Genomic DNA, 17,090 nt, shown 5'->3' on the forward strand with positions numbered 1-17,090 from the left:
GCCAGTGCCAACGATAAGTGAAGGCCGTGCTTTTGCCAGTTTCGGGGAAATTGTGCAGGGTCGTTTATCCAATGGGGAAGACTTTTTAGTGACCTTGCCGGTGGATCTGTGGAGCCATTGCCGCTTGATTAGTCAGTCTAATGGGAAGCTCTCTAAAGACCCCTTTAATAAACCTCAGAATGGTAACGATGGTAAACAGTTTAATGAGCTAAGTGACAGGGTATGCGGCACACCTAATATCATAGAAACGGAGTTATCGAAATCCAAAGCCATTGCACTGGCCTTGCTGAAATACTTTGGTCAAACTTCCGACCATCATATCCAATTGATTTTTAATCGGAATATTCCCATTGGTAAAGGCCTAAGCTCTAGCACCGCCGATATGTTAGCCGTGGTTCGGGCCTTTGAAGCGCAGTTTAACGTGACGCTTTCACCAAGCTTGATTTCTGAGCTATTCACCGCCATTGAGCCACACGATGCACTGCATTATCCCAGCTGCGTTGCTTATAATCACCGGCAGGGGCGATTATTGCAGGCGTTTGATTATATTCCGGATTTTCAGATTATTGGGATTGATGCTGGCGGGGTGATTTCTACTCAGGAGTATAATAAGCACCTAAGTTTTAGCGATGCGCTACTGAAGCAATATGATGATTTATATGCCGAATTGCTGGAAGCTTTTGCACGTCGCGATGACCTTGCGATTGCTCAGTGTGCACATCAATCAACGCTTATTCACAGTGAGCAAACCAATAACGCCTTACTTAAAGCACTGTTAAATCAGGCTGATGAATTAACTAAGCTAGGCGCAATGGGAATATTGGCCACCCACAGCGGGACCTGTGCCGGTATTCTGCTTCCGGGCACGGCTACAGAAGCAGAGCTTGCTCATATCAAAAAGCAGCTTGCCCAATATGGCAGCGTGTTTCAAACCAAAACACTCGCTGCCACATCAGACAATATTCCTGCTCAACTAGCATCAGCATCAGCATCAGCATCAGCATCAGCATCAGCATCAGCATCAGCATCAGCATCAGCATCAGCATCAGCATCAGCATCAGCATCAAACCACAGCTTAGGCGGCAGTCACCTCACATAACAACGATTTAAACGCTGGAAATCCACTGATCGGGTCAAGACAAGAGTCATCGGTCAATTCATTCACATTGGCCTCATTCCAACCATGGAAGCAATGCACCACACCGGGCTTCATAATGTCGGTGACATCGGCATAAAACAGCACCGCACCGCGCGGCGAACTGACCGACACCTGCGCATCGTGCGAAATGCCACGCGCAGCGGCATCCTCAGGGTGAATCTGAATGCGTGGCTTCGGGTCAAAGTCCAACAGCTTCGCGATATTATGCTGCTGGGAGTGCGTGAAATACTTTTGTCGCCCGCCAGAGGTTAGCACTAGCGGATACTTGGTAAACACCTCAGGACTAGCAACCGGGCTTTCCACTGGCTCGCGATAAACCGGCAAACCATCATAGCCTTGGTCGCGTAACTCTTTGGAATCAAACTCGATTTTACCGGTGACTGTTTTGAAGCCATGCAAGCGCCATTGGCGATCAGCATCCATATAACCGGCATCGACCAGTTCATCAATCACTTCGCTGTACACCACTACGCCTTCCGGTTTTTCATACGCTTCTTCACGCACCTCATCGGGCAATCCTTCGGCCATTTCCGCCCATGAGGCATCCAAATCACCATTCCAGAACTGGTCAGCCATGCCCATTTTTACGCCCAACTCCAGAAAGATCTGCGCATCGGGTTTGGCTTCACCGCGAGGTGGCAGCGCTTGGCGACGATACTTTACTTCACCCTGATACGCACAGCCGGGATACGCGATTAAGGCGCTACGCTCCAAGCTAGTCGCCGCAGGCAACACAATATCGGCCTGCAAAGTGGCGGGATTATGGAAGAAATCAGAGACGGCAAAAAAGTCCAATTCGCCCAGTGCGCGCTCCATGCGCTTGGAGTTTGCCCACATGGCAGTGTTGATTCCCATTGCCAATAGCGCCCGCAGCTTTTGCGGCTTACCTTCTAAAATACAATCCGGCATCAACATGCTTTGTGCGGCTGGCCAGTATTTGGTCCAGATTGGGAACACTTCATCACCAATGCGCGGTGGCAAATCATTGCGGCACACATCAAACATTTCGATTGGCTTAGGTAGCACTTTGTCATTAAAGAAGCGGTTGCCCCCTTCGCGGTCGATCATGCCGATAACGGCAGAGAGTAAAATCATCGCGCGGTGGTTTTGGAAACCATTGCTATGCTGCACGGTTGAGGTCGGCGACATGGCAATTTGCGAAGGGAGTTCGGTGGCAAACATTTCAGCGGCCGCGCGTAAATCAGCTTCATCAATCCCGCAAACCTCAGCGACAACCGCTGGAGTGAAATCTTTGATGTACTCTCTGAATTCAGCCAAGCCACTGGCCCATTCATTCAAAAAGTCCTGATCCTGCCAGCCATTCACAAAGATTAGATGATGAAATCCTAGCGCCAATGCGCCATCAGTACCGGGGCGAATTTGCAGATGGATATCTGCCAGCTCGGCCGTTTCGGTCCGGCGCGGGTCCACCACAATCATTTTGCGATTGCGCTTTTGCTTGTTGAGGTGATGGTTTTCAAAGGGTGGAATCGAGCCAGAGGCATTCGTTGACCACACCAACACGCAGCGCGTCTTTGGCGATTCGATGGTGGACGTGGTTTTCAGTTTGTAGCCATAAGTGAGCTTTTCCGACACCATGGTCGAGGAGAAGCAGCAGCCAGACTCTGTAAGGTAATTTGGGCTACCAAATGCATGCGCTAAACGCTGCAATTGAGGCCGCGCTTCTTTGGTATAGCCTGCAAAAAAGCCAACCGCTGGTGCGCCGTGCTCTTGCTTACCGGCTTCCAGTTTCTCCGCGATGGTAGTCAGCGCTTCATCCCAGCTAATGCGCTCAAACTCACCCGAGCCACGTGGCCCAACGCGTTTAAGTGGATACAGTAAGCGATCTGGGTGGTATTGACGCTCCAATTGCAGCTGCCCGCGCGGGCAATTGGGCAAGCCATCAACGCTGGTTGCGACGCCTTCGGGGTTGATCGTCACCGTAAAGGCGCAGTTCGCGTCACATTCGTAGCAAGTGGTGTGTTTTATGGTGTCGCTTGGTTGGATAACGGTAGCAGTCACGGAGGCAGTCTCACACAGAGTTATTATGGCTGGGATTTTATCCTGTTCTGCGCAATATGCCAGCTTTCACAACTTTGCTGTGGGAAACGCTCTGGGCAACTCGGCATTGATTTTTACGATGGCGCTACTTACCATGCCCTGCATATCAGCACTCAGGCCAAGCCCATGAAATACCAATCCATTCCCGTTACGCCCTTTCAGCAAAACTGCAGCATCGTTTGGTGCGAGAAAACCAAGCAATGCGCGATTATTGATCCCGGCGGAGATATCGACAAACTCAGTGCGGTGATTGAAAAAGAAGGCCTGACCCCAGTTGCCATTTGGCTAACCCACGGCCACCTCGATCATGTGGGCGGCACCGTGACATTAGCCGAGCGCTATGAGTTACCGATTATTGGCCCACATGAAGGCGATGCTTTCTGGCTTGATGGCTTACCACAACAATCCGAAATGTTTGGCTTTCCACATCACGATGCCTTTCGCCCTACTCGTTGGTTAAAAGCCGGTGAAACACTCACGCTGGGCGAGGAAAGTTTTGAAGTGCGCTTTACGCCCGGCCACACTCCGGGCCATGTCGTGCTCTTTAATGAATCTGCACATATCGTCTTTGTGGGCGATGTGTTGTTCTCCGGCTCGATTGGCCGTACCGATTTTCCGGGCGGCAATCATCAGCATTTGATGGATGCGATTAAAACGCAACTGTGGCCAATGCCGGATGATACGGTTGTGGTCTCTGGCCATGGCCCGAATACCACCATCGGCCATGAGCGTAAAACTAATCCAAATGTTCGATAAGGCTTCCCAGCTTATTTAAGTAAGACAGTTGGGCTTCTCCGCTTACAGCAATATCACGATTCATCACTCCTCTTATTAACATGACAGGTTCATGTCAGCTTCTTATGGAATGATGCTCGTGATAAGCTGAAAAGCCCGATCATCGGGTGAATTAACATAGGATGGAGAAATCTCAATGAAAGCACCAATTTTGAAGAAAGTGGCAGCGGGCGTCGTTCTGAGTCTGAGCATGGTAGGCAGCAGTTTCGCAGCAGAGTGTATCGCTCCTGCTAACCCTGGCGGCGGCTGGGATTTCACTTGCCGTACTATCGGTAAGATCATGTATGACATCAAGGCTGTCGATCAGCCAATCCAAGTTACCAATATGGCGGGCGCTGGTGGTGGTTTAGCTTATAACCACGTTGTTGCCGAGCGTAACACTGACGCCGATCTAATTATTGCAGCCTCTTCTGCAACCTCCACTCGTTTAGCACAAGATGCCTATGCTGGTATGACAGCAGATCAGGTTCGCTTTGTTGGCGCAATCGGTGCTGACCCAGGCGTTATCGTTGTTGCTAAAGACAGCAAATTCAAAGACCTAAAAGACTTATTAGAAGCGGTTAAAGCCGATCCTTCTAAAGTAACCTTCGCAGGTGGTTCTGCAGTGGGTGGTTTTGATCACCTTAAGCCATTGATGTTGCTGCAACGCGCAGGCTTCACAGACATCAGAAAAGTAAAATACATCGGTGTTGATGGTGGTGCAGATGCGATCACTCAAACCGTTGGTGGCTTCACTCAAGCAATGACGGGCGACATGTCTGAAATCGTAGGCTTCCTGAAAGCTGGCGAAGTTCGCGCAATTGCAGTGCTGTCTGAAGAACGCATTCCGGGCTTTGACGATATCCCAACGGCTAAAGAGCAAGGCTACGACGTCGTTGCGGTTAACTGGCGCGGTATGTACATCCCTAAAGGCGTTAGCGATGATACTTTCAACCTATGGGCAGATCGCCTGAAGAAAGTCGCAGAAAGTGACGAGTGGAAAGAATCAATGAAGGCTAACGGTCTGGCTCCATTCACTAAAGTGGGTGCTGACTTCCAAGGCTATGTAGATGGCGTTGTTGCAGAAATTCACGCGTTATCTAAAGACATCGGAGTAATCAAGTAATGATCAGCGACCGGATTTTTGGTCTGGTCGTGTTACTGGTAGCAGTGGCGTATGTCGCCGCTGCTACTCAGATTCAGACCAGCTTCTTAGCCGACCCGGTGGGCCCCAAAGCCTTCCCAATTATGATCGGCTCCATTGCCGCCTTGTGCGGTTTATTTTTAATGGTAAAACCAGATCCCGACCCCGAGTGGCCTGCAATGCGGACCTTCCTCGCCTTATTGGTTGCGGTTGCGGTATTGATTGCTTACGCGTTTGCGCTAAAACCATTGGGATTCATCTTACCGACTGCGATTGCAGCGGGCATTTTGAGTTTTCAGATTTCACCGCGCGCGGGTCCTGCGGCACTCGCCGGTGTTGGTTTATCGGTCGGGCTGTTTGTATTGTTTAAATTCGCTCTAGGGCTCGGCTTAGTGCCGTTTCCAAAAGGCCTCTTCGGTTAAGGATTAGCGATATGGATATTCTTAATAACCTCATGCTCGGGTTTTCGGTCGCGTTCTCACCGTTTACCCTGATGCTGGCCATTATCGGCTGCTTTCTGGGTACCATTATCGGTGCGCTGCCGGGCTTAGGCCCCTCCAATGGCGTGGCCATTCTAATCCCGATTACCTTTACCATGGGCTTAGATGCAACCTCGGCATTGGTACTAATGACCTCGGTGTATTACGGGGCGATGTACGGCGGACGGATCAGCTCGATTTTGCTCAATATTCCGGGCGATGAACCGGCGCTGATGACCACGCTCGATGGCTATCCCATGGCCAAAAACGGCCGCGCTGGCGATGCCTTAGTATTGTCTGGTGTTGCGTCTTTTGTGGGTGCTTTTCTAGCCACGATCGGCTTGATTCTGCTGGCACCACTGCTGGCTCGCGTGGCTTATGTCTTTGGCCCTGCGGAGTACTTTGCACTGTATTTACTGGCGTTCTGTACGCTGGGTGGCATGTCATCCAATAACCAAGCAAAATCTGCTTTGGCGGCATGTATTGGTCTGGGTATTTCCATGATTGGTGTGGACAACTCATCCGGTATGGCACGACTAACAGGCGGTAATTTGCACCTTATGGATGGCATCGACTTCCTGGTGGCGATTGTTGGTTTGTTTGCAATTGCGGAAGTGTTCTTCTTTATTGAAAGTCACGGTAAAAGCTCCTCCATTGGTGTGAAGCTGGACAAAGTCACTATCCCTTGGAAAGACATCAAAGACACCAAATGGACCATGTTGCGCTCTAGTGTTTTAGGCTTTGTGGCCGGAATCCTGCCGGGTGCCGGTGCCTCACTAGGAAGCTTCCTGGCTTATATGAGCGAGAAGTCGATTGCGGGTGAAAAAGGTGGTTTTGGTACCGGTGTTCCTAAAGGGATTGCGGCACCAGAAGCGGGTAACAATGCGGCGGCAGGTGGTGCACTCGTGCCAATGTTGACCCTCGGTGTACCAGGTTCTGGAACCACAGCAGTATTGTTAGCCTTGCTAATGACACTGAATATCACCCCCGGCCCGACCTTGTTTACGGAACAGCCAGAAGTGGTTTGGGGCTTGATTGCGTCACTGCTGATTGCCAACGTCGTGTTGCTGCTAATGAACGTGCCGATGGTTAAGGTGTTCGTGAAGATTCTGATGGTACCGCCCTGGATTTTATTACCCGGCGTGACCATGGTGTCGTTCGTGGGTATCTACTCACTGTCAGGCAGCTATTTTGATCTGTTGCTGATGGTAGGCTTTGGTGCACTAGGCTATGTATTGCGCAAGTTAGAAATCCCAACAGTACCCGTTATTCTCGGAATACTGCTGGGCGGCAATATGGAAAATGCGCTGCGCCGTGCCATGGTGATTGCAGATGGAGACTATATGTACCTGTTCTCCTCTCCGATCTCGATTGGCCTCTGGATCGCTGCGATCGTTGGCTTTATCGCGCCAATGTTCTTACGCAACGTGCTAAGAAAGCCACAACGCATTACCGACTAAAAGGCTTAGGGGTAGTTAGGCTCCAGTAATACCATGGACTAACTGCCCCAATCCCCACGCCAACGCAAAGCCGATCGTATACGCGATCAATAAGTACTTTGAATACCGCGCGTAACTGGCAAAGGTCAGACCTTCCACTTTACTCATCGCGATGATTCCCGCCGCAGAGCCGATGACTAACAAAGAACCACCCACGCCCACCGCATAGACTAGCGAAATCCAATCGCTTAACGGCATTTCCATACCCGAGTGCAGTACAGCCGCTGTTAACGGAACGTTATCCACTAATGCAGAGAAAATACCCAGAGCATAGTTAGCCACTGGCGTTGGCAGATAGGTATACACCTGACTCAACATATCCAGTACTTTAAGCTCTTTCAGCATGCCGACCATCAGCAGGACACCTAAGAAGAACAGCAGTGTATCGAACTCGATTAAGCGAATATTGCGCATCATGTCTTCGTCTTTATTCAGGAACTGCATCAGCACGAATAACATCGACAGGGACACAAGGAAGGTCAGTAATGGCGGTACATGGAACAATACGTTCAGTGCCAAAATACTTAAAATAGTGATTAGGAACTGGCCGCCAGCCACCCAATCCACCATTAGAATGGGTTGCTGATTTTTCTCAATCACCAGATCCCCACTCATGCGCTTCGACATAAAGAAGGTCAAAATCATCAAGGCCGCATAAGCCGGTGCGATCAACATCAGCAGATTACCGATGGTGACTTTGCCAGCGAGGAATACCATCAGCGTGGTGACATCACCGGTGATTAGCGAGACACCGCCGGAGTTCACACCAAATACGATCACTGCCATAAAGCGCAGCATATCTTTGTTATCTAACTTCAACGGGATTAACAGGCTGATACACACCAGCGTGGTGGTTACGTTATCGGCCAGCGAGGAAAAGATAAACGCGAAGTTAGCCGTAATAAATAACAGAGTGCGAATCGAGAGTTTTGCGGGTAATAAGCGCATCACCAGATTGGCAATAAAACCTCGGTTATTGAGGTAGGCGACGAAGGTCATAGCGGACATTAAAAAGAGCCAGAGCGAGGCGACTTCGAGGAGGTTTTCGTTGAGCTTGATATCGACTTCGGCGGAAGTTGCCGCGTGTTCGACGTAGTAGAGTAACCAGATCAGACTTCCAAAAAACAAGGTGGTTTTTGCCTTGTTAATATGAGTCAAATCCTCCAACACAATGCTGATGAATCCCAGCGCGGTTAGAATGAGGATGAAGGTATCCATTTTGTATTTCCTAAAAACGGTATTCCTGCACAATGGGCAGGGTCTTAAAATTCGGGGATTATAGGCCTGCTTTTTTTCAGCGTCAGGTGATTTTTTGTATCAGCGGCGATTAGTGTAAACTGGATTTATTATGAAAATACTACTGGTTGAGGATACTCCGGACTTGGCAGAGGCCATCGCTGAGCGGCTGCGGGCTGATGGCCATGCTGTCGATTGGTTAACTGACGGAGAACAGGCCAATAAATTACTGAGTTATCAAGATTACAGTCTGGTAATCCTTGATTTAGGCTTGCCAAAATTGGATGGCATGCGCGTATTGCAGCTATTACGCGAACGTAAAAACAAAACCCCTGTGATGATTTTAACCGCCCGCTCTGGTATTGATGACCGGGTGAATGCGCTGGATTTAGGCGCTGATGATTACCTAATTAAGCCGGTTGATTTGCGTGAGCTATCGGCACGCTGTCGCGCCTTAATTCGTCGCAATAGTGGCGAGGTTGCAAGCTTAGTCAATTATGGCAATCTGAGTTTTAACCGAGGCTCCGCGACTGTATTGGTGAATGAGACAGAAGTAGATTTGCCCAAGCGCGAATTAAGCATTCTCGATTTACTGTTAAGCCATCAGGGGCGCACCTTGAGTAAGTCGCAAATTGCCGATCAACTGTGCTCGTTTGATGATATTGATGAGCTACCCAGTGACAATGCCATTGAGCTGTATATCGCGCGACTGCGTAAAAAAATCGCGGCCAGCAATGTACGCATCAAAACCTTACGCGGGATTGGATACATGATTTATGTTGAGCAATAGTGGCTCGCTGCGGGTACGGCTCGCGACATTATTTGGGCTCGTGCTGCTAATCGGTGGCTCGGTTGTGCTGCTAGCTACGAATAGTTTTGCTAAACGCGCGGCCGAACAAGCCTATGACAAACTGCTGGCCAGTGCCGCCTTTACGGCGTTGGAAAGCCTCAGCGTCACCGGTGATAAAATCAATTTTGATCTCCCCTATGCTTCAATGGACACCTTGTCGCTCTCTGAAAATGACCGGGTGACGTATCACTTAAAGAGCGAAGCCAAAGGCCTACTCACCGGCTACGAAGGCTTGCCAGAACCCACTGCCAAGGCAATGGAGAAAGACTTTGAAGATGGTAGTCCGCACTTTTTTACGCGCGATTATCAGGGCGAGTCGTTTCGTTTTATTGTGCTGGAACGCCAGTTAACCGAGTCTGGTTTGCGGGATAAGGTCTGGCTGCAAATGGGACAAAGCCGCTTGGCACGGGATGAGCTCGCCAGAGATTTAACCTTAAAAGCCATGATCGGCATTATCGGGCTGATTGTATTGGGATTATTGTTTGTTTGGCTGGCGGCGGGTTGGTCGCTGCGCCCTTTGTTTCGGGTTGAAAATGAATTATTAAGCCGCCAGCCGAGCGACCTCAAACCGCTCACCACGCAAGTGCCCAATGAAGCCACTCATTTGGTGGAAGCCATTAACCGTTTTATGGGCCGGCTGCAGCGTAATCAGGACCGTAATCACGCCTTTATTGCCGAGGCGGCTCATCAGTTACGCACGCCGTTAGCCAGCTTGCAAGCTCAAGCCGAACTGGCCGCGGAAGACAGCGATGCGGCTGTATTTCGCAGCCGCGCCGAGCGTATTCGCCGCAATGCCATTGAAACCAATAGCCGGATTAATCAGTTATTGAGTTATGCCACCCTCGCCCACCGCGTGGATGTGTTAATTCCCGAGCCGGTTGTGCTGGAAGAGGAAGTCATCAAATGCTTAGCCGACCTTGCGCCCATCGCCATTACCCAGCAGGTTGAGCTGAACTTTGATAATAGTTTGGGGGCGGTGCAAGTGACGGCTGACCCGGAAGCGCTACGCGAAGTGCTGCGTAATCTGGTTGATAACGCGCTGAAATATGGCCAGCTTAATGCCACAAAAGCCGAAGTGCATGTCAGCCTTGAAGCGGCCCCAAAAGCGGGTTGGGTGGTATTGCAAGTTAGGGACTATGGCATGGGGCTGCCGGAAGAATTATTGCAGCAAGTGACCCGACGCTTTGGGCGTGGGGAGTTTCGTCAGCAAAGTGGCAGTGGCTTGGGTTTGGCTATTGTTGAGCAAATCACGCGCGGCTTAGGCGGCACACTGGAGTTGGAAAATGGCATACAAGGTGGGCTAAAAGCGCGACTAATCTTACCGGTGAGTGTATGAGTAGTTTTATAACAACCAATCTTTCGAGTGCGCGTATTGGGAACTTAACGAGTTGTGGACATGCTTTGAAACAGGCACAGTTAACGCTAGCCATCGTCATGATTTCATGCTTATTGTTGGCGACTGTTAGCAATCCCGTTAAAGCCGCCACTTATCCCGCTCCAAGCAAGGAACAGCAACACTTAAAAATACTCTCCAGCACTGATGAAAGTGTGATGAAAATACTGATTACGGATTATCAGAGTCGCCACCCTAACGTTACCATTGAGTATAAAGAATCAAACTCTGTCCCTCTGTTTGATGATTTTCGTGAGAATTATAAGCAAGGTCGTACTGCTGATTTAATCATTAGCTCAGCGATGGATTTGCAGATTAAGCTGGTCAATGATGGCTATGCCGCCACGCATATCAGTAATCTGCCAGACACACTGCCCGCATGGTCGCAATGGCGCAATCAAGCCTTTGGCTTTACTTACGAGCCGGCAGTCATGGTGTACAACAAAAAGCTGCTAACTGGCGCTTATATACCAAAAGACCGCTTTGAACTGATTGATTTGCTACGCGATAAAACCGATGACTTTAAAGGTCGGATCGGCACCTACGACATTGAGAAAAGTGGCTTTGGCTACTTACTGGCTAGTCAGGATGCACAGCAAGCCAGCACTTGGGGGCGACTCACCGAAAACTTGAATAGTGTCGATGTGAAACTCTACGACAGCACCCGAGGCATGTTAAATGCACTGGAAAGTGGCGAGCTACTGCTGGGGTATAACGTGCTGGGCTCTTATGCTTATGCGGCGATTGAAGCTTCCGATCAATTGGCGATGATTTTACCCAATGACTACACCTTGGTGATGTCGCGGGTTGCGTTTGTTTCGAAGAAAGCCAGTAACCCACAAGCTGGACATCAGTTTTTGGATTACTTGATGTCGGTTCAGGGGCAGCAGTTATTGGCGATTAAGGCGCGACTGTACCCGATTCATCCTCAGGTTACCGGGCAAGCGACGTATTCAGGGTTACAGGCAGCGACGCGTAATCGTGGGTTGCTTAGGTTGATTAAGCTGGGGCCTGCCTTGCTGACTTATCAGGACCAAATGAAGAAGGCGAATTTTTTGAGTGAGTGGAAAAAGGTTATTCACTAAAGTCGGAGCGCCTCGACAATGCCAAAGCGCTCCTGCTACCACTAATCATCAATCTCCACGTCGTAACTAACAACGCCAGATGCTCCACCAATCAGTGGCCCGACAAACTCCCACTTCACGCGGTCGTCACTGATAACTGGCGTACAGGTCATTCCTGATGGCGGCGTACCACAAACTGCCGAGTTAGGTTTGATCGACGTAAACGCCTGCGCATTATCATTCACTGTCAGCTCAGTCAGTGGTCCGGTGCCGGTATTACTGTAATAAATCCGGTACTTAAGCGTATCGCCTGGCGCTGCCTGATTCACCGTCGCGGTCTCGGCTGAGCTCTGCGTTGTATTCTGAACTGTTTTACGCAGCTCCAAGCGTGAAGGGCCAACGGCCGGAGTCACCGGTGTTGGATCAACCTGTGCCTGAGCTGGCGCTTCCGGAATCTCAGGAATATACGGCGTAGTTGGTGTTGCGTCGACTGGGTCCTGAGCGGGTGTAACTGGTTCCGCGACCACTTCGGGCGTTGCAGGTAAAGCAGGTACCACTACCTGCAACGCCGTCGTCACGTCTCGAACTATCAGCGCCAAGGTGCCTGCAACCGTATTTTCAAAATCAAAGTCCGCCGTGATATTTTGAACATAGCGGTCATTCGCTGCGACATTAGATGGCGCATAGACCTTGTTGATCAGACAAACCTTAGCTTCAGCATCTACTGGTATCGAACCTGTACTTATCGGTGATGCCCCCTCCGTGCCATTGAGCGAACCATCACAGTTTACATCGCGATAAATAATCGACGACCAACCACTGCTTTTATTCCCACTGGATACACTGCTAAAGCTCACACTTCCCTTAGCTGGCGTAGTCAACTTATGTGCATAAAACAGCACATTACCGGCTAAAACCTGACCCATATTACTGGGCTCGAGAATTGGCCTTTTGACATCACCAAAATCCTGCCCCGTTACACTGGTATCAAATACCGTAAACTCAGCCCTAACATTAGCAGTGGTTGACACATACGCAGCTGAGTCCTTAGCAAAGCTGGTTCCACAATTGCGTGGCGTAGGTACACTTTCGCGTGATGCTTCATAGACCTGATAAGTCCCCGCAAACACATTTTCAAACAGATAGTCGCCGTTGCCATTGGTACGCGCACTCACGCAACTATTATTGGCAGAATTCGATTCAATCCTGATGAGTACAACCGGCAATGAACTGACTCCAGTCTCCGAGCTATCGTTCACTGTATCCGTATTTGCATCCCGATACACACGACCACTCACTGAGGTGGTTTCAATCATGATCGGGTAATCTTCCACCTCACCGTCAGACGCTTGACCCTCGGCACTCTCCAGCTCTGCCTGAGCGGTTGCAGTACGCACACGAAGATAACTAACCCCTGGCTCTAAGCCACTTAAACCGCTCCAACTCAGGCTCGCCGAACCACCAGCACAAGTCACCGGATGATTACTGTTTTGCTCCGCACCCGAAAAGCTACCCGACAAATCAAAATCCACCCAGCCCGCGACGATTCCATTACCAGTACATGCCACACTAAAACTGTAATCGGTACGACCAGCAAGCAGTACGGGCAGATTACTAACGCCGTCTTCATCATCACCTGAGGAGTCAGCATCATCCCCGCGCGCATTCAAGCCAGCATCACTTCCCTGCTGACTGACCGCCTCACTATCCGGTGCAACACTACCTAAATACACACTCGGAGAATCAGTAAATAAATGCACTGCATCGCCAAAGCTGATGGGCGCATCACCATAGTCAGAGCCGTAAAGGATAATACTGGTCGGGACGTTTTCATCGCTATTTTCATCCTCCCCATTACCGGTATCCATTTCATTCGCGAGACCATCGCCATCCGTATCAATTGCTTTTGCGATACCATCGTTAGACAAATCGGTGTACACATTGCCCACGGCATCTTCCCCGCTCACAGTGACCTGATTAGTATAGGTGCCAGGTGAGCTAAACACCTCCACTACCAACTGTAATTGGGCAGACTCGCCGCTCGCTAAGGATGAACCAGCACCAATCATGTCAATGACGGTCGCGCCATCATAGGTCGCATTCACCTCAATCGTGCCGGGCCCCGAAACTTTCGTGAGGCTCACAAAATCCCAGTCGACCGTTTTCTGGCCAAAAACACTGCTCAAATCATCGGGCAAACTTAATGATCCTAAGCTTGAAAGTGGGCTGAGGTTTTTCAGGTAAAAATCGTAGGTAACGGTATATTTAAGTGGTAATGGGCCGTCTGAAACCGTCGCGTTTTTAGCCACACCAATGGCGGGTAACTCCATCTCTGTCGTCGCATCACTGTAAACCAAACCGATAATACCATCGACCCGCCCACCAAAGGAGTTCGTTTGTAACTGTGCCGCCTCGCCGTCATGCTCAAGCTCGATCAGAACATTTCGGGTCGTTCCATTTTTAGGGAAATCTGGTGTCAGTATCCGAATCGCGGTGATTTCACTGAAAGACTGAGGACAACCACTAGTCGACGCTGTAATTTCAGCCTCTGTACACCACTGCGTACTTCCACCAGCCAAATTGCTACTGTGGGTCGGGTCGATAAACAAATCCGCCGAGGGCGTCTTCGTATAGAGGAAACTCTCATTTGCATACGATGGCGTCACGGCTAATAAATTGACTGTACCTGAAGGCGTCGGTGTAAAGTTAGTCGCCGGATCGCGAATTTTGGATGAGCCCGGAATATCCAGCACCGCTGGGTCATCATTGATATTAATCGTGTCATCTCCGCCGTAGGGCAGGATATCGATAAAATCACCGGTCGATAAGTCGGATGAACCAATATTGGCAAACGATAACTGATAAGAAATATTATCCCCGGGCGCCACCAAGGGAGTCAGTGACTCCTTAACCACATTAAATGCACCCGAGTTGCCAATCACCACCGTACGGGTTGCTGTGCGATCTTCTTCCCCAGAACCATCAGCAATACTATCAACCATAACCGTGTTGATCGCATCGGTACCATTGGATGTATCAAACTTTGCCTTCGCTTCCAAAGTGATAGGCGTAATACTGCTATCCAGTGATACCTCCGGCAGAGTCCAGATAATGGTGGTGGTACCATCCGCATTCACGGTTACACTATCAGGGACTCGACTGGCGGAGTTAGCCACATAGCTCAGTCTCTCCGGTAGTGTATCGGTCACCACCACATCGTAAGACTGATCCGGAGCGGGCTTTAAAATTGAGGTAAAGGTCGGTGCTAACTGATATTCCAAAGTCTGACCCGCTAACACACTATTCTTCTCATCATTGGGTAACGTGGTTTTCTCAATGCGGGCCAATGCTCTGGTTAATCGTAAACGGTCACCGTAAGCTTTCTGGCCACTGTGATCACTGGGCTGATAAGTGGTATTCACCCAAGTACTGCTATTGTAATTGGTGCGGGTGGTATACGCCGGCATCAAGATCCCTTCCGGCAAGCTCACATTACTAATGGGGTCGACAGTCAGTGCCTTCAAATTTAAGCCTACATCGAAGCGCGCACCGGGCTCAAGCGGCTCAAGCGCGACGATTCTTACCTTCGTAACAGCTTCCGGACCACCCGGAACATCGCGAATATCGCTATACCAACCCGATGGAGAGTTTGCCTCGCCACAGGTTTCGGTGCGCATATCTTCAAAAGTAGTTTGGCCATTGGTTAACGGATCGCCATCTCCATCTGTATCGTAGTAATACACACCACCACTTAAAATGTCACCCCCAGTACCGTACTCAATTTTATGCGCTACCTTGGTCGATGTCTCATAACTTCTGTGGGCGATTGAGGAGGTAGTACTCAGCGGGTCCAAAACATAGGTTCGGTTATCAATGCGCGTACACATGCTAAACCCTTCACCGGTATAACCGCCTGCCCCATCATCAACCAGTCCACCATTCCAAGCCAGCGCACCGTTGTTATTACCGTACATGCGATAGCCGTATACCTGAGTCGGCATCACCACACCATTACCGGCATTCGTTGAGGTCATCGGCGCAAGCACCTGCCCCCGTCCACTGGAGTAATTTCTCACATAATAGCTAGTGAAAGACCCACGAGTGGTAATCACAGTGTAGTTGTTGGTTGTGTTATTGCTTAGATCCGTTTCGGCATTATTGACACCACTAACGCCCTTGGTGGTGAGTTCAGTATAATTATTCTTGAGAGTAACCTCCCCACCGTTAGCATCAACGTACGATAGAGGAATCCAATAATTAAGTAGCCCGGCAACGATGTACTTGTCATCCGCAGACAAGCTCGCACCGGAGTGTACGTAGTCTGGGGTGTGTAGTGCAGAAGAATCAACATCAGCAATTCTAACCGTAATCGGCTCACCGGCACTCGCTTGTGTACAGGTGTAAGTTGCATTTCCGGCAATGGAACGATCAGGATAATCCGTCTCGTAATAACCATAAGGAAAGGTAGTACGGCCTTGCTTGCCGTCCAGATAGCTATTGCCAAAGCAGCCCGGATCATATTTAACCGGCGCACCCGACCAATTAACAACGCGATAAGGTACAGCACTGGCAGGGTCTGTTGCATTGACGATTGTTGCCTCAAACACAATATCCTCAATCAGTGCCTCGGTGCCTTTGCCGTTTTCCACCTTGACTAAAATCGGCACCTGATAGATAACCCCAGTCTCACCAGTATCATCATCTTCTACGATCCGGTAAATCGGGTTATCGAGGCTTTTAATATCCAAATCAAATTTCGGCCTCGCAGAAATAATCAGATCATCCGCCACTGAGTTCAAACTTGAAGTGGTAGTCTTTCCGTTACCATTTTTGAAACTGGTCGCAGTAACATTAGCGGTAACACTGGCAGGCACCGTGCCATTGGCAACGTAATTACCTAAACGGTCCAGAGTGAGTGCAGTCAGCTGCAAAGGTAGTGCTAGAATCGATGATTGCGAGAGGGTGCTATCCGGATCACTTGATGGGTTATTGCCTGGAATTGTACAGGTCAATGTTTGCTCACCCGTCACTGTATTATCCACTAAACTGGAGCCGGTATTACAGTAAGCAGGAACGTCGCTAAGATCTAACTCCTTAGGAATCAAAACGGTGACCGTCGTATCGCTTAACTCTTTGAAGGTAGTAAATTGCACTTCGTAGGAGACGACATCCAATGTTCTGAGGTATTCATTATCCTCACCGGTGTCGTTACCTGCTAAGTTATCCGACTCAAATGGCGAGCTACCCGTAGCCAACGTTTTTAGCTCGAATGACAGATTACTATCGCTATCGGAGGTTCCCGCAAAGGCAGGCACCACTAACATTGCCATCCAGCACCACAGTGCCAGCAGTAACTGTGAAAGCCCAAAGGATGCCCCAGATCGTGGCTCATCATCAAACCAACGCGCTTTTTTATTATTAGTTACCATGC

The 17,090-nt window shown here is 49.7% G+C and carries 11 protein-coding genes; 8 read left to right on the forward strand and 3 right to left on the reverse strand.

The window, feature by feature from the left end; translation table 11 throughout:
* Positions 1-4: 4 nt before the first annotated feature.
* Positions 5-1,099 (forward strand): GHMP family kinase ATP-binding protein, encoded by a 1,095-nt coding sequence (locus LEUMU_RS0117200; protein ID WP_157474377.1) that lies wholly within the window; start codon positions 5-7, stop codon positions 1,097-1,099.
* Here LEUMU_RS0117200 and LEUMU_RS0117205 read toward each other — a convergent pair.
* Positions 1,076-3,181: a molybdopterin-containing oxidoreductase family protein gene (locus LEUMU_RS0117205; RefSeq protein ID WP_022953544.1), complete on the reverse strand. Its 2,106-nt coding sequence runs from the start codon at positions 3,179-3,181 to the stop codon at positions 1,076-1,078. The genes LEUMU_RS0117200 and LEUMU_RS0117205 overlap by 24 nt on opposite strands.
* Before the next feature lie 165 nt (positions 3,182-3,346).
* On the opposite strand from LEUMU_RS0117205, the gene LEUMU_RS0117210 reads away from it, so the two are divergent.
* The 4 genes from LEUMU_RS0117210 to LEUMU_RS0117225 all read left to right on the forward strand — a co-directional run bounded on the left by LEUMU_RS0117210 (position 3,347) and on the right by LEUMU_RS0117225 (position 7,077).
* A complete protein-coding gene (locus LEUMU_RS0117210; protein WP_022953545.1) occupies positions 3,347-3,976 on the forward strand; it encodes an MBL fold metallo-hydrolase in 630 nt (209 codons plus the stop codon).
* A gap of 175 nt (positions 3,977-4,151) precedes the next feature.
* On the forward strand, positions 4,152-5,120 hold the full coding sequence (locus LEUMU_RS0117215) for a Bug family tripartite tricarboxylate transporter substrate binding protein (RefSeq protein ID WP_022953546.1): 969 nt from the start codon (positions 4,152-4,154) through the stop codon (positions 5,118-5,120).
* Entirely contained in the window at positions 5,120-5,560 is a 441-nt protein-coding gene (locus LEUMU_RS0117220) for a tripartite tricarboxylate transporter TctB family protein (RefSeq protein ID WP_022953547.1), read from the forward strand. Before LEUMU_RS0117215 ends, LEUMU_RS0117220 begins: the two co-directional genes overlap by 1 nt.
* 11 nt (positions 5,561-5,571) lie before the next feature.
* Positions 5,572-7,077: a tripartite tricarboxylate transporter permease gene (locus LEUMU_RS0117225; protein ID WP_022953548.1), complete on the forward strand. Its 1,506-nt coding sequence runs from the start codon at positions 5,572-5,574 to the stop codon at positions 7,075-7,077.
* A 15-nt stretch (positions 7,078-7,092) separates the two neighbouring features.
* Here LEUMU_RS0117225 and nhaD read toward each other — a convergent pair whose 3' ends face one another.
* Positions 7,093-8,334, reverse strand: coding sequence for a sodium:proton antiporter NhaD (nhaD, locus tag LEUMU_RS0117230; RefSeq protein ID WP_022953549.1), 1,242 nt, complete (start codon positions 8,332-8,334; stop codon positions 7,093-7,095).
* 130 nt (positions 8,335-8,464) lie between these two features.
* On the opposite strand from nhaD, the gene LEUMU_RS0117235 reads away from it, so the two are divergent.
* The 3 genes from LEUMU_RS0117235 to LEUMU_RS0117245 are packed head-to-tail and all read left to right on the forward strand — an operon-like array spanning position 8,465 to position 11,680.
* A complete protein-coding gene (locus tag LEUMU_RS0117235) occupies positions 8,465-9,142 on the forward strand; it encodes a response regulator transcription factor (protein WP_022953550.1) in 678 nt (225 codons plus the stop codon).
* Positions 9,129-10,538 (forward strand): sensor histidine kinase, encoded by a 1,410-nt coding sequence (locus LEUMU_RS0117240; protein ID WP_022953551.1) that lies wholly within the window; start codon positions 9,129-9,131, stop codon positions 10,536-10,538. The genes LEUMU_RS0117235 and LEUMU_RS0117240 overlap by 14 nt, the downstream gene beginning before the upstream one ends.
* The gene (locus tag LEUMU_RS0117245; protein ID WP_022953552.1) at positions 10,535-11,680 is read left to right on the forward strand and encodes an ABC transporter substrate-binding protein; all 1,146 of its coding nucleotides are present in this window, start codon (positions 10,535-10,537) and stop codon (positions 11,678-11,680) included. The genes LEUMU_RS0117240 and LEUMU_RS0117245 overlap by 4 nt, the downstream gene beginning before the upstream one ends.
* A 41-nt stretch (positions 11,681-11,721) precedes the next feature.
* On the opposite strand, the gene LEUMU_RS0117250 is transcribed toward LEUMU_RS0117245, so the two are convergent.
* On the reverse strand, positions 11,722-17,088 hold the full coding sequence (locus tag LEUMU_RS0117250; protein WP_022953553.1) for an SdrD B-like domain-containing protein: 5,367 nt from the start codon (positions 17,086-17,088) through the stop codon (positions 11,722-11,724).
* Positions 17,089-17,090: the final 2 nt, after the last annotated feature.

The sequence above is a fragment of the Leucothrix mucor DSM 2157 genome (assembly GCF_000419525.1).
Classification (GTDB): Bacteria; Pseudomonadota; Gammaproteobacteria; order Thiotrichales; family Thiotrichaceae; genus Leucothrix; species Leucothrix mucor.

What these genes read in the sequence shown, in the direction of transcription:
- LEUMU_RS0117250 (WP_022953553.1), bottom strand. Translation starts at nt 17,088, where the DNA reads ATGGTAACTAATAATAAAAAAGCGCGTTGGTTTGATGATGAGCCACGA.
- LEUMU_RS0117240 (WP_022953551.1), top strand. Translation starts at nt 9,129, where the DNA reads ATGTTGAGCAATAGTGGCTCGCTGCGGGTACGGCTCGCGACATTATTT.
- LEUMU_RS0117220 (WP_022953547.1), top strand. Translation starts at nt 5,120, where the DNA reads ATGATCAGCGACCGGATTTTTGGTCTGGTCGTGTTACTGGTAGCAGTG.
- nhaD (WP_022953549.1), bottom strand. Translation starts at nt 8,334, where the DNA reads ATGGATACCTTCATCCTCATTCTAACCGCGCTGGGATTCATCAGCATT.
- LEUMU_RS0117210 (WP_022953545.1), top strand. Translation starts at nt 3,347, where the DNA reads ATGAAATACCAATCCATTCCCGTTACGCCCTTTCAGCAAAACTGCAGC.
- LEUMU_RS0117245 (WP_022953552.1), top strand. Translation starts at nt 10,535, where the DNA reads ATGAGTAGTTTTATAACAACCAATCTTTCGAGTGCGCGTATTGGGAAC.
- LEUMU_RS0117235 (WP_022953550.1), top strand. Translation starts at nt 8,465, where the DNA reads ATGAAAATACTACTGGTTGAGGATACTCCGGACTTGGCAGAGGCCATC.
- LEUMU_RS0117215 (WP_022953546.1), top strand. Translation starts at nt 4,152, where the DNA reads ATGAAAGCACCAATTTTGAAGAAAGTGGCAGCGGGCGTCGTTCTGAGT.
- LEUMU_RS0117225 (WP_022953548.1), top strand. Translation starts at nt 5,572, where the DNA reads ATGGATATTCTTAATAACCTCATGCTCGGGTTTTCGGTCGCGTTCTCA.